We start from the raw sequence: 12,807 nt of genomic DNA on the forward strand, positions 1-12,807 counted from the left end.
CGTTGGCACATGCTGCCAACACCTGCCCGGTTCCGCGCCAACCCTCGCCAGAACCGACCTGACGGCCGCGTCGATGTCGAGAGCGAGCCCTCCGCTCCGTCCCCCGGGTGAGCGTGCCACGCTGGCACGACACGACGAAGGAGCGAGTGAGACATGGCGAAGTACCTCATCGGCGTGGACTTCCAGGCCGGCGACGACCCGGCCCCGATGTCCGACTGGACCCCGGCGGAGGTCCAGGCCCACCTCGACTACTACGAGCGGCTCGTCGGCGAGCTCGAGGCCAACGGCGAGCTCGTCTCGTCGACGATCCTCACGGGCCCCGACCTCGCCAAGATCGTCCGGTCCGACGGCGCGGCGCCGGTCGTCACCGACGGACCGTTCCAGGAGTTCAAGGAGTGGCTCGCCGGCTTCCAGGTCGTCGAGGTCGACTCGGAGGAGCGCGCCCTCGAGATCGCGTCGCTCATGTCGGCGGTGCCGGGGCGCGGTGGCGTGCCCACCCGGCAGCCGATCCACGTGCGCCAGGTCATGGAGGAGGCGCCCGCGAACACCGACGAGATGGACGCCTTCCTGCGCACCGCGGGCGGCACCCGCTGACCTCTGCACCCGCCGTCGACGACCTGCTGCGCACGCTCGCGCCGCAGGTCGTCGGCATCGTCAGCCGCCGGTTCGGCGACTTCGACTCCGCCGAGGACGCCGTCCAGGAGGCACTGCTCGTCGCAGCCCGGCGCTGGCCCGTCGACGGGCTTCCGGACGAGCCGCGTGCCTGGCTCGTCACGACCGCCTCGCGGCGGCTCGTGGACCTGTGGCGCAGTGACGCGGCCCGGCGCGAGCGCGAGGCGCGCGTCATCGCCTGGGAGGTCCCGGCACACGACGCCGTCGACCACGACGACAGCCTCACGGTCCTCTTCCTCTGCTGCCACCCGTCGCTGACCCCGGCCTCGGCGATCGCGCTGACGCTGCGCGCCGTCGGCGGCCTCACGACCGCCGAGATCGCCCAGGCCTTCCTCGTGCCGGAGGCGACGATGGCACAGCGGATCAGCCGCGCCAAGGCCACGATCCGCGCCTCCGGCGCAGGCTTTCGTATGCCGTCCGGTGCTGACCGCGAGGAGCGTGCCCGCTCCGTGCTCCACGTCCTCTACCTCGTCTTCAACGAGGGCTACGCGAGCACCCACGGCGACACGGTGCAGCGGACCTCACTGTCCCGCGAGGCGATCCGCCTGACGCGGATGCTCGTCGACGGGTCTCCCGACCACCCCGAGGCCCTGGGCCTGCTGTCGCTCATGCTGCTGCTCGAGGCGCGCACCCCGGCGCGCAGCGACGCCTCGGGAGCGCTCGTGCCGTTGCCCGACCAGGACCGCTCGAGGTGGGACGTCTCGCTCGTGGCCGAGGGGCTCGACCGGCTCGGCCGGGCCATGGCGCTCGGGGCCGTCGGGGAGTACCAGCTGCAGGCCGCCATCGCCGCGGTCCACGACCGGGCGCCGACCGCCGCGGACACCGACTGGGACGAGATCCTCTCGCTCTACGGGCTGCTCGAGCAGGTCACCGGCAACCCGGTGGTCACGCTCAATCGGGCCGTGGCGGTGGCCATGGCGCAGGGCCCGGAGGCTGCCCTCGCCGTCGTCGACGAGGTCGAGGACCGGCTGGGCACGACGCACCGCTGGCTCGCGGTGCGCGGGCAGCTGCTCGAGATGGCGGGCGACGCGGGCCCGGCTGCCGACCTGCTCGACCGCGCGGCGGCGACCGCGACGAACGAGGCGGAGCGTCGGCACCTCGCCGCCCGAGCCGCTCGACTGCGCTCGCCCCAGCCGTGAGCCACCGCGGCTGGGGACCGGGGCGGCGGCCCTTCACTCGTCGGGGGTGATGCCGGTGGCGGGCAGTCGGACGCATGCTGGACACGGAACGAGTCAACGGCGCCGGCCGCGCGGGTCACGGCGCACCGAGGCGTGAGGACGAGGCATGGACGAGACCACGGCAGGCGGGACGGACGAGACCGTCGTGCGCTACGAGCCGCTGACGGCCTCGGACCTCGCCGAGCTGGTGCTCGGTCTGGCCGCGGTCGGGGTCGAGACCGCCGGCCGCGTCGTCGAGGCGATCCGGCCACCGACGCTGGTCACGGCCGTCGTCAAGGCTCCGCTGACCGCGGCCCTGACCGACCTGGGCTCCAAGCTTCGGCGTGCGGACTGGTCGCAGGAGCTGCTCCGTCGTGGGCACTCGCGACGGGGCGAGCTGGGTCGACGCGTCGAGGTGACGGCCCAGCGGGTGGCCGCGGCCGTCGTCGAGGCCGTGCTCGACGTCGTGGACCTCACCGACATCGTCGTCGACCACGTCGACCTCGACGCGGTCGTGAGCACCGTGGACCTCGACCGTGCCGTCTCCCGGGTCGACATCGACGCGATCGTCTCTCGGGTCGACATCGACGCGATCGTCTCCCGGGTCGACGTCGACGCCATCGTCGAGCGGCTCGACATCGACGGGATCGTCGCCCGGGTGGACCTCGACCGGGCGGTGTCCAGGGTCGACATCGGGGCGGTCATCGAGCGGCTCGACATCGACGGGATCGTCGCCCGGGTGGACCTCGACCGTGCCGTCTCGGGTGTGGACATCGACGCGATCGTCGGCCGGGTCGACATCGACGCCATCGCCGCCCGCATCGACCTCGACGCGATCCTGGACCGGGTCGACGTCAACGCCGTCGCGCAGCGGCTGGACCTCGACGCCGTCGTGGGCAGACTCGATCTCATCGGCCTCGCCGAGTACGTCGTCGAGGAGATCGACCTCCCCGGCATCATCCAGAGCTCGTCCGGGGCCATGGCCTCAGAGGGCATGCGCGAGGTGCGCTGGCAGGGCGTCGGGGCCGACGAGCGCGTCGCGCACGTCGTCGACCGGATGCTCCGGCGCAGGCCGAGGGCGCCGGGTCCGGGCGTCCCTGCCACCGAGATCGCCACCCGACCCGTGATCCCCGGGTCAGCCGGATGAACGGCGCGGCGCCATGACGTCACCGTCGCGCCCCGGCCGGGACCCGGTGTCCCGGATCGTCCTGCCCGGCCCGGCCCGTTCGGTCCAGGGGCACCGCGCCGGCATCGTCACGCGGGTGGCCGCCGGAGCCGTCGACCTCGTCGTCGCCCTCCTCGGCGTCGCCCTCATGTATGCCGCGTGGGCGGGCACGATCTTCCTGCTCGGTCCGCAGTCCTTCCACTTCCCCGACCCCGGCGGCCTGCGACTGCTCCTGCTCGTGCTCGGGCTGCTCACGGCATACCTCACCGTCGCGTGGGCCACGACGGGCCGCACCTTCGGCAACCGCCTGCTCGGCCTTCGGGTCGTCGACGACGGCGGGCGCACGATCGGTCTCGCACGGGCCTTCTTGCGTGCCGCGGCGTGCGTCATGTTCCCGATCGTCCTCTTCTGGGTCGTCGTCAGCCGCGAGAACCGGTCGCTACCGGACATCCTGCTGCGCACGTCCGTCGTCTACGACTGGACGTCCAACGCAGGCCGGGGTCATGAGCCCACGTCGACCCCACGGGCGATCGTGCTGCCCCCGGAGGACTGAGCCCCGACGGCGCGTACCAACGGTCGTCGGTTCGTCGCCGCCGGGTCGGGGCCGGATCGGCGGCGGGTCGCCGCCGGGTCGCCGCCGAAGGTCAGCCGGCGTCGCCGCGGTGGATCGGGGCGTGCGGGAACGACGTCTCGGCGACGCCCTCGAGCTCGGCCCGGTGGTTGCGGATGAGGTCGAGGTTGCGGTCGCGCAGGTGGTCGAACGCCTGCCCGACGTTGGACCCGGGGGTCAGCGACGAGAGTGCGTCGGCCGGGTCGAGCCGGGCCGAGACCCAGCCCGGGTGCGTCGCGGCCTTGGCCACGATGTGCCCGATCGGCGTCACGATGTGCGAGTTGCCGAAGTAGAGCGCACCCGCGGGGTCGGCCCCGACGGCGTTGGCCCCGATGACGTAGACGTGGTTGTCGTAGGCGCGCGCGCGCGACGTGAGGTCCCAGATGTCGGCGGAGCGCAGCAGTGCCGACGGCCGACAGATGACCTCGGCCCCCTGGACCGCCTGGATGCGCGAGAGCTCGGGGTAGTCGCCGTCGAAGCAGATGATCATGCCGATGCGGCCGAGCTCGGTGTCGCACACCGTCACGGTGTCGCCCGGCGTGACCCAGCCGCCGCCGCTGACGATCTCGGAGCAGAACGGGTGCGTCTTGCGATAGATCCCCAGGACCTCACCCGAGGGGCCGACGAGCACCGAGGAGTTGTAGACGACGCCACGCTCGGGCCCGCGCTCGTAGGTGCCGACGCAGACGTGCACGCCGAGCTCACGGGCCACGGCCTGGATCGGCTCGACCATCGGTCCGGGCAGCTCGGTGACGAGGTCCCAGAGCTCCTCCTTGGAGCAGCCCGGGGTGAAGCCCGTCGTCGCGGTCTCCGGGAGCACGACGAGCTCGGCCCCGGTGGCTGCGACACACTGCCGCGTCATGTCGACGCACGCGTCGAGGTTGGCCCGGATGGTCTCGGCGCTGAGGGGGGCCGGGACGGGGGCGACCTGGACGGCCGCGGCGGTGAAGGCACGCATCGTCAGTTCCTCCGACCGATCGCCCAGCCGAGGAGGACACCGACGAGAGCGACGGCCCCGCCGGTGACGACGCCGAGGGCGTACTCGCGCCCGGCGAACGACCCCGTGGGAGCCGGCCGACCGGCATACGACACCGGGGTGCCGGGCGCCGCAGCGCCAGCAGGTATGCCGGGTGCCGCGGTCGGCGTGAGGGCCGCGGGGGCGCTCGGGGTGGCGGGGCGGACGCCCGAGATGTCGGCGTCGACGGCCGAGAAGAACTGGCCCGCCATCTTCTTCGTCACGCCGGCGAGCATGCGCTGGCCGACGCCGCCGATGACGCCTCCCACGGACGCGTCCGCGTCGTAGGTCAGGTCGGTGCCACCGGCGCTCGACGGTGCGAGCCGCACCACGACGTCGGCGTCGACGGTGCCGGGCGCGCCCGCACCCGAGGCCTTCATGGTGAAGGAGCCGGGGTGCTGCGGGTCGCGCAGGGACACCTCGCCGTCGTAGGTGCCCTTGATGGCGGCGACACCCGCCGTCACGGTCATGGCGTAGTGGTCGGGGGCGAGCTCGGTGAGGCGCTCGCAGCCCGGCAGGCAGCGCGCGAGCACGGCCGGGTCGTGGAAGGCGTCCCACACCTGCTGCGGGTCGGCCGCGAGGGTGGCGGATCCGGTGATCTTCATGCGGTCGGCTCCTTCGATGACGGGTGCGTCGTGCGGGTCGTGCGGTGCAGGGACGGGATCTCGCCGTCCGCGTGGCGGCGGCGCAGCTCCCAGAGGTCGTAGGGCGAGATCGGCATCCGGGTGATCGGGAAGCCCTCGGCGTCCTCGATGGCCGACGCGATGACGGCGGACACGGGGATGCAGCCCGCCTCGCCGGCGCCCTTGATGCCCAAGGGGTTCAGCGGCGACGGGGTCTCGAGGTGGTCGGCCTCTATGGTCGGCACCTCGGACGCGTAGGGCATGAGGAAGTCCATGAAGCTCGCGTTGAGCAGCTGCCCCGACTCGTCGTAGGCCATCCGCTCGTAGAGCGCGCCGCCGACACCCTGGGCGACGCCACCGTGGACCTGGCCCTCGACGATCATCGGGTTGATCATCGTGCCGCAGTCGTGGATGACGCAGTAGCGCAGGATCTTGATCTCGGCCGTGACCGGGTCGGTCTCGACGATGGCCGCGTGCATGCCGTTGGCGAAGGTCGCCTGGGTGGGGGAGTAGAAGTCCTTGCCCTCGAGGCCCGGCTCCTCGTCGTCGGCCACGGGGGGCTTGTCGGGGTCGAAGGTGCCGGCGAACTGCGTCGCGGCCTTGGCCGCCTCGTCGAACGCGTAGCGGAGCGGGTTGGAGAGCACCGACACCGTGCCGAGGCTCATCGACGTCGCCGGAGCACCCTTGACCCGCACCGTGCCCTCGACGATCTCGAGGTCCTCGGGCGACACCTCGAGGGCGTCGGCGGCGATGCGCAGCGCCTTGGCCCGCACGTTGCGGGCGGCGAGGGCGATGGCGCTGCCGCTCATGACCGCGGCGCGCGACGCGAAGGTGCCCACGGCATACGCCATCTTGCGGGTGTCGCCGGTGGTGACGTAGACGTCCTCCATGCGCACGCCGAGCTCCTGGGCGACGATCTGGGCGAAGACGGTCTCGTGCCCCTGGCCCTGCGACGTCAGGCCCGTCGAGACGTTGACCCGGCCGCTCGTCTCGATCTGGATGTGGCCCCCCTCGTAGGGACCGACGCCGGTGCCCTCGACGTAGCAGCCGATGCCGAGCCCGACCTTGCGGCCCTCGGCCTCGGCCTCGCGGCGATAGTCGGCGAAGTCGTCCCAGCCGACGAGGTCCTTGAGCTTGGCGAGGCTGGCCGGGAAGTCACCCGAGTCGTACTTGAGCGGGCGACCATCCTGGAAGAGCAGGCCGTGGTCCCACGGCATCTCGGTCGGGAGGATGAAGTTGCGCGAGCGCACCTCGGCGCGGTCGAGGCCGAGCTCGTCGGCGATGGCGTCCATCGTGCGCTCCATCGCGAAGCATCCCTGCGGCCGGCCGGCGCCCCGGTAGGGCGTCACGAGAACGGTGTTCGTGTAGAGCGACCAGAACTCGCAGCGGTAGGTCCCCGGCTTGTAGGGACCGAGCAGCTGGGTCGACGTGATGATCGGGACGATGATCCCGTAGGGGGTGTAGGCGCCGTTGTCGTGCCAGAGCTTGACGTCGAGGGCGAGCAGGTGGCCCTCGTCGTCGAAGCCGACGGTGACCCGCTGGAGCTGGCCGCGCTCGTGCGCCGCGCTGATGAAGTGCTCGCGCCGGTCCTCGGCCCACTTGACCGGGCGGCCGAGGAGGATCGCGGCCCACGGGACGAGGACCTCCTCGGGCCACGGGTGGACGATCTTGACGCCGAAGCCGCCGCCGACGTCGGGGGCGATGCACTCGACCTTCGCGAGCGGCAGGTCGAGCTTGGCGGCAACAGCGGCGCGCACGCCGGTCGAGGTCTGGGTCGAGGAGTACATCCGCAGCTCGCCGCGGTCGCGGTCCCAGCGGGCGTAGACGCCCTTGCCCTCCATGGGCATGCACGCGCTGCGCTCGATGTCGAGGTCGAGCGTCAGGGTGTGCGGGGCGGCGGCCATCGCGGCGTCGACGTCGCCGACCTCCTGGAGCATGTGGGCCGCGACGTTGTCGGGCACGTCGTCGTGCACGAGCAGCTCGCCGGAGCGGGCGGCCTCGATGCCGACGACGACGGGCAGCTGGTCGTAGGTGACGCGGATGCGCTGGCAGGCGTCCTCGGCGACGTAGCGGTCGGTGGCGACCACCATGACGATCGGCTCGCCGACGTGGTTGACCTCGTCCTTGGCCAGGGCGTAGCCGGTGCGGCCGTGGGTCAGCGTCGGGTGCGGGATGAGCAGGGGCAGCGGCTCGCCGACCCGGCCCGGGAGGTCCTCGTGGACGTAGATGCCGACGACGCCCTCGACCTCGATCGCCTCGGAGGCGTCGATGTCGACGATGCGGGCGTGGGCGTGCGGGCTGCGGACGAAGGCGGCGGCGAGGGCGTCGTGGCCGAGGTCGTCGAGGTAGCGGCCGCCGCCGGTGACGAGGCGAGGGTCCTCCTTGCGCCTGATCGGCGCGCCGAACATCTGCGTCGTCACGCCTGCTCCTCCGCCCGCTCGACCTTGATCTCGGCGGCGCGCAGGACGCTCTTGACGATGTTCTGGTAGCCGGTGCAGCGGCAGAGGTTGCCCGAGATCGCCTCTCGTGCTTGCTCGCTCGTCGGTGAGGGGTTCTCCTCGAGGTAGGCCGTGACGGTCGTGAGGAAGCCCGGGGTGCAGAAGCCGCACTGGAGCCCGTGACACTCGGCGAAGGCCTGCTGGACCGGGTTCATCGACTCGCCGGTCGGGGCGACGCGCGCGTCGGGGGCCGAGCAGAGGCCCTCGACGGTCGTGATCGCGTGGTCCTGCGCCGTGACGGCGAACATGAGGCACGAGCGCATCGGCTGGCCGTCGACGAGGACGGTGCAGGCGCCGCAGACGCCGTGCTCGCAGCCGACGTGGGTGCCGGTCAGCTCGAGGTCGTGGCGCAGGAAGTCCGAGAGCAGCCGGCGGGCGGGCACGGCGGCGGAGCGACGTACGCCGTTCACGGAGACCGTGACGTCGTGGAGCCGCTCCGTGATGCCGGCACCATCGGGTCCGAGGTCGGTCATCGTCCTCCCCTTTCCTCACCGAACGCAGCGTTCGGTCGCGAACTCAGTGGTCTAACAGCGCTTTCGCGACCGAACGCAGCGTTCGGTGCGGGGCGTCGGGCGCGGTCGGCGGCCTGGGGGAGGACCCGGCGGGTCAGCTCGGTGACGAGCATGCGGCGGTAGTCGGCGCTCGCGTGGATGTCGCCCTCCGGGTCGACGTGCCCGCGCACCGCCTCGGCGGCGGTGTCGAGCGCCGCGTCCCATGCGCCCGAGCCCGGCTCGACCCCGTCGAGGGCCGGTCCGAGGTCGAGGACCGAGGGCACGTCGGTGACGGAGACGAACGAGGCGCGGGCGCCGGAGACGACGCCGTCGGCGACCGTCAGGGCCACCCCGACGCCGGCCATGGCGTAGTCGCCGTGACGTCGGGCCGCCTCGGTGAAGGCCGTGCCCGTGCCGGCCGGGAAGCGGCCGAAGCGCACCGCGACGGCGAGCTCCTCGGCCGCGAGCGACGTCTCGAGGGCGCCGAGGAAGAAGTCCGACCACGCGATCTCGCGCGACCCGGACGGGCCCGCCACCTCGACGACCCCGTCGGTCAGGGCGAGGATCGCGGGCATCTCACCGGCCGCGTCGGCGTGGGCGATGGAGCCGACCGTCGTGCCGCGGTTGCGGATGGCCGGGTGGGCGACGTTGACGAGCGCCTGGCGCAGGAGGGGGAGGGCGGCATACGCCTCCGCGGAGCGCTCGAGCCCGGCGTGGCGCACGAGGGCGCCGACGCGTACGGCCTCGGGTGCCACCTCGACGGTGTCGAGGCCGGCGACGCGGTTGATGTCGACGAGGTGCGCCGGAGAGGCCAGGCGCATGTTGAGGATGGGGATGAGACTCTGGCCGCCCGCGAGGACCTTGCCGTCGTGCCCGACCTCGGTGAGGACGGAGACGGCCTGCTCGACGGTGAGCGGTGCGTGGTGCTCGAAGGGGGCGGGCTTCACCGAACTGATCCTGCCTTCCGACCCCCGGTGGGGACTAGTGATGGTTGTGCATCGCTGCTCGTGGGCTTTTGGCAACTTCTGCCCTGAACGGGCCGTGGGCCCCCGATCCGAGATCGGGAGCCCACGGGCCGGTGGTGCGTGATGCGTCAGTGGCGCCGCAGGTCGGGTCCGCCCGGGCGGTCCTGGTAGAGGTCGTCGATGCCGTCGGCGTCGCCGTAGTCCCCTTCCCGTTCGCCGAGCGAGATCATCGTGCCGCTCGCGGCGTCGGCCCGCTCACGCAGGTCTGTCGGGGCGAGGGCGCGGGCCGCGTGGTAGGCCACGATGGTGACGATCGTGCCGAGCGCGATGCCACCGAGCGTGAAGTCCGACGTGAAGACGAGCGAGACGCCGCCGATGCCGATGATGATGCCGGCCGCGATGGGCACGAGGTTGATCGGGTTGCCGAAGTCGACCCCGTTCTCCTTCCAGATCTTCGCGCCGAGCAGGCCGATCATGCCGTAGAGCACGACGGTGATACCGCCGAGCACGCCGCCCGGCACAGAGGCCACGAGCGCGCCGAACTTCGGCGAGAGGCCGAAGATGATCGCGACGACCGCGGCGACGTAGTACGCCGCCGTCGAGTAGACGCGGGTGGCCGCCATGACGCCGATGTTCTCGGCATACGTCGTCGTCGGCGAGCCACCGACCGAGCTGGCGATGACCGTGCCGATGCCGTCCGCGGCGATGGCGCGACCCATGTAGGGGTCGAGGTTCGACTTCGTCATCTCGGCGACGGCCTTGACGTGGCCGGTGTTCTCCGCGATGAGTGCGATGACGGCCGGGAGGACGAGCAGGATCGCGGCGACCGAGAACGACGGTGCGTGGATGCCGACGATCTCCTTGCCGTCGGCTCCGGTCGTCGACGTCGGCGGGAGGCCGAACCAGGGCTGGCTCGCGAGGTTGTCGAAGTTCGTGCGGAAGTGCGTCGTGACCTTGCCGGCGCCGGCGTCGAAGGACGTGATCTGGCCGAACACCTTGTCGAAGATCCACGAGATGATGTAGCCGAAGATCAGGGCGAGGAAGACCGCGATGCGCGACGCGAAGCCCTTGAAGGCGACCGCGCAGATGATCGTGAACGCCATGACGAGCAGCGCGACCCACTGGTCCTGGGGCCAGTAGATGCTGGCGACGACCGGCGCGAGGTTGAAGCCGATGAGCATGACGACGGCGCCCGTCACGACCGGCGGCAGCACCTTGTGCAGCACCGCGGACCCGGCGAAGTGGATCGCCACACCGACGAGTGCGAGCACGACGCCGGCGACGAGGATCGCGCCCGTCACGTCGGCGGAGGTGCCGCCCTGGGCGCGGATGGCCGCCACCGCACCGACGAAGCTCGCCGACGTGCCGAGGTAGCTCGGGACCTTCCCCTTGACGATGAGCAGGAAGCAGATCGTCGCGATGCCGCTCATCATGATCGCGAGCTGGGCGTTGAGACCCATGACCAGCGGGAAGACGAAGGTCGCCCCGAACATCGCTACGACGTGCTGCGCACCCAGACCGACCGTCCTGCCCCACGCCAGTCGTTCGTCAGGGGCCACGACGTCGTCGGGGCCCATTGTCTTGCCGTCCCCGTGCAGTTTCCAGCCCAAGCCCAAAGCCATTCCGACTCCTATGGTTGCCCCATGAGGTGATGGGGGTCACGTCCCACTCCGGGATGGCCGAAAACTACTCCCACGACAGGGGACTGCGTTCGTCAAACGTTGATACACGCCGACGGAGCCCCTCTGGCAGGAGATGACGTATGCCGTCACCCCCGTTCCCGGCGGTCCGCCGGCTCCCGCCGTGGAAGCTCACACCCCGCGGGGTGCCGTGTTCCACGAACCGCGCGACACGGCATACGCAAGGGGGTGTGACGGTCAGATGCCGCGCATCTGGTGGATCTTGAGCGCAAGGGCGAGGGTGAGGCGCAGGTCGGCGTCGGTCGTGAACGGGCCGAGGATCTTCTCGAGCTTGCCGATGCGGTAACGCAGCGTGTTGTAGTGGAAGAAGAGCAGGCGCGCGGTCTCGGCGACGTTCATGTTCGTGTCGATGAGGATGCTCAGGGTCTGGCGGAGGCCGGCGTACTCCGGTGAGTCGTCGGTGGCCAGCTCGCGCAGCGACTCGGTGACGAAGCGGCGCAGGTCGGCGCCGTCGGGGATGAGCGCGAGCAGGCGGTAGATGCCGAGGCCGTCGACGTGGGTCGTGGCGCCGTCGCCGTGCATCTGGCGTCCGACGGTGACGGCCGAGAGCGCCTCGTCGTATGCCTGGGGCAGGCCGGCGACCGAGGTGATGGGCCGCGAGACCCCGGCCGAGAAGCTGCGTCGACCGCCACCGCCGTCGCCCCGCACGACCCGGACGTACTCGCCGACGATCCGCATGACCTGCTCGGTCTCGGCGCCGGATGGAACGCCGATGAGGGCGACCACCTCGCGGCTGAATCCCATGACGGGAGAACGGGAGTCGCGCACCGCCACGGCGTGCGTCCAGGCACGGGCGAAGCGCTGCTGGAGGAAGCGCACCTCGTCGGCGTCGCGGGTCGAACGGTCGTCGTCCTCGTCGGTCTCGGCCACGACGACGACCATGGGCCGGTCGATGTCCCAGCCGAGCGAGCTGGCGTGGGCGACGGCGTCGACGGGGGAGCCGGCACGTCCGGCGAGAGCGTCGCGGAGGAACTCGGCGCGGTACTTGCTCTCGACCGCCGAGACGGCCTGGTCCTTGGTGATGGCGAGGGCGGCGACCGTCGCGGCTCGCTCGAGCAGCCGCACGTCGTCGACCGTCAGGTGCCGGTGGCTGCAGAACGCCATGAGGACGCCGTGGTCGAGGTGGCCGGCGACGATGCGTACGGCGGAGCGGTTGGCGGTCGGGCCGTCAGGGCGCGGGCCCATCGGCTCGGCCTCGGTGAGCAGACGCCCAGTGCGGTCGAAGCACTCGAGGGACAGCGCGTGGTCGAGCTCGCGCTGCGAACCGGCGCGGGCGATGACGCGGCCGTCGGTCGTCGTGACCATCACGGCGCCGTCGAGGAAGCCGACCACCTGCTCGCAGAGGTCGTCGAGCGAGCCGCCAGCGAGGACGATCTGCACGAGGGCCCGGTCGGCATCCTCGAGCCGGCGCAGGATCGCGGTCTGGTGCTCGAGCATGGCGCTCAGCACGTCGGTCGTGAAGGTCGCGATGTGGTCGAGCGGGACGTCGATGAGCGGCAGGCCCGTCGACTCGGCGGCCTTGACGAGGGCGGCGAGTCGCCGGCCCGACAGCCCGGAGACGACGAGCCCTGCGGCTCCGGCGGTGTCGAGGGCGGCGACCGTGGCGGCGAGCGACGCTGCGTCACCGTCCTGCTCCGCGAGGGCCGCCGCGTCGGCGAGCACGAGCCGGTGGGTCAGCCGGGCCGGGGCGTCGTCGCCCAGGGCGGACCGGAGCGGCGTCGTGCTGTCGACGCTGACGTCGAGGCGTGCGGCCTCGGCCCGGACGACGCCGTGCGCCGCCGCTGCGAGACCGGCGATGAGCCGGAGCGAGATGCCGGACACCTCGGGCTCGGGCTCGCCGGAGCGCCCCGCGGCTGGCAAGTCACCCTCGGGCAGGGGCGGATCGTTGGCAACTTTCACCATGAGCGCACC

At 72.0% G+C, this 12,807-nt stretch carries 11 protein-coding genes; 4 read left to right on the plus strand and 7 right to left on the minus strand.

Annotated features, from left to right (window positions below; all coding sequences use genetic code 11):
- Window positions 1-153 precede the first annotated feature (153 nt).
- The 4 genes from AC1DW8_RS07245 (at window position 154) to AC1DW8_RS07260 (ending at window position 3,547) form a co-directional block, all read left to right on the plus strand.
- Window positions 154-594, plus strand: coding sequence for a YciI family protein (locus AC1DW8_RS07245; protein ID WP_056778367.1), 441 nt, complete (start codon window positions 154-156; stop codon window positions 592-594).
- A gap of 56 nt (window positions 595-650) precedes the next feature.
- A complete protein-coding gene (locus tag AC1DW8_RS07250; RefSeq protein WP_478093051.1) occupies window positions 651-1,811 on the plus strand; it encodes an RNA polymerase sigma factor in 1,161 nt (386 codons plus the stop codon).
- A gap of 145 nt (window positions 1,812-1,956) precedes the next feature.
- Window positions 1,957-2,976 (plus strand): hypothetical protein, encoded by a 1,020-nt coding sequence (locus AC1DW8_RS07255; RefSeq protein ID WP_056778369.1) that lies wholly within the window; start codon window positions 1,957-1,959, stop codon window positions 2,974-2,976.
- Between the two features lie 13 nt (window positions 2,977-2,989).
- Window positions 2,990-3,547 carry an RDD family protein gene (locus AC1DW8_RS07260; RefSeq protein ID WP_082619924.1) on the plus strand — a complete coding sequence of 186 codons (558 nt, stop codon included), beginning with the start codon at window positions 2,990-2,992 and terminating at the stop codon, window positions 3,545-3,547.
- A 91-nt stretch (window positions 3,548-3,638) separates the two neighbouring features.
- Here the strand turns inward: AC1DW8_RS07260 and AC1DW8_RS07265 are convergent, their stop codons facing one another.
- The 7 genes from AC1DW8_RS07265 to AC1DW8_RS07295 form a co-directional block, all read right to left on the minus strand.
- Window positions 3,639-4,562 (minus strand): carbon-nitrogen hydrolase family protein, encoded by a 924-nt coding sequence (locus tag AC1DW8_RS07265; protein ID WP_478092906.1) that lies wholly within the window; start codon window positions 4,560-4,562, stop codon window positions 3,639-3,641.
- Window positions 4,563-4,564: 2 nt separating this feature from the next.
- Entirely contained in the window at window positions 4,565-5,224 is a 660-nt protein-coding gene (locus AC1DW8_RS07270; protein ID WP_056778374.1) for an SRPBCC family protein, read from the minus strand.
- Window positions 5,221-7,662 (minus strand): aerobic carbon-monoxide dehydrogenase large subunit, encoded by a 2,442-nt coding sequence (cutA, locus tag AC1DW8_RS07275; RefSeq protein WP_056826812.1) that lies wholly within the window; start codon window positions 7,660-7,662, stop codon window positions 5,221-5,223. Before cutA ends, AC1DW8_RS07270 begins: the two co-directional genes overlap by 4 nt.
- Complete coding sequence (locus AC1DW8_RS07280; RefSeq protein ID WP_478092909.1) at window positions 7,659-8,213, minus strand: (2Fe-2S)-binding protein; 555 nt, start codon at window positions 8,211-8,213, stop codon at window positions 7,659-7,661. Before AC1DW8_RS07280 ends, cutA begins: the two co-directional genes overlap by 4 nt.
- Entirely contained in the window at window positions 8,210-9,178 is a 969-nt protein-coding gene (locus AC1DW8_RS07285) for an FAD binding domain-containing protein (protein ID WP_478092911.1), read from the minus strand. Before AC1DW8_RS07285 ends, AC1DW8_RS07280 begins: the two co-directional genes overlap by 4 nt.
- A 146-nt stretch (window positions 9,179-9,324) precedes the next feature.
- On the minus strand, window positions 9,325-10,818 hold the full coding sequence (locus AC1DW8_RS07290) for a uracil-xanthine permease family protein (protein WP_082619925.1): 1,494 nt from the start codon (window positions 10,816-10,818) through the stop codon (window positions 9,325-9,327).
- A gap of 255 nt (window positions 10,819-11,073) precedes the next feature.
- Window positions 11,074-12,798 (minus strand): helix-turn-helix domain-containing protein, encoded by a 1,725-nt coding sequence (locus AC1DW8_RS07295; protein WP_478092913.1) that lies wholly within the window; start codon window positions 12,796-12,798, stop codon window positions 11,074-11,076.
- Window positions 12,799-12,807 lie beyond the last annotated feature (9 nt).

The sequence above is a fragment of the Terrabacter sp. P2_E3 genome (assembly GCF_056403915.1).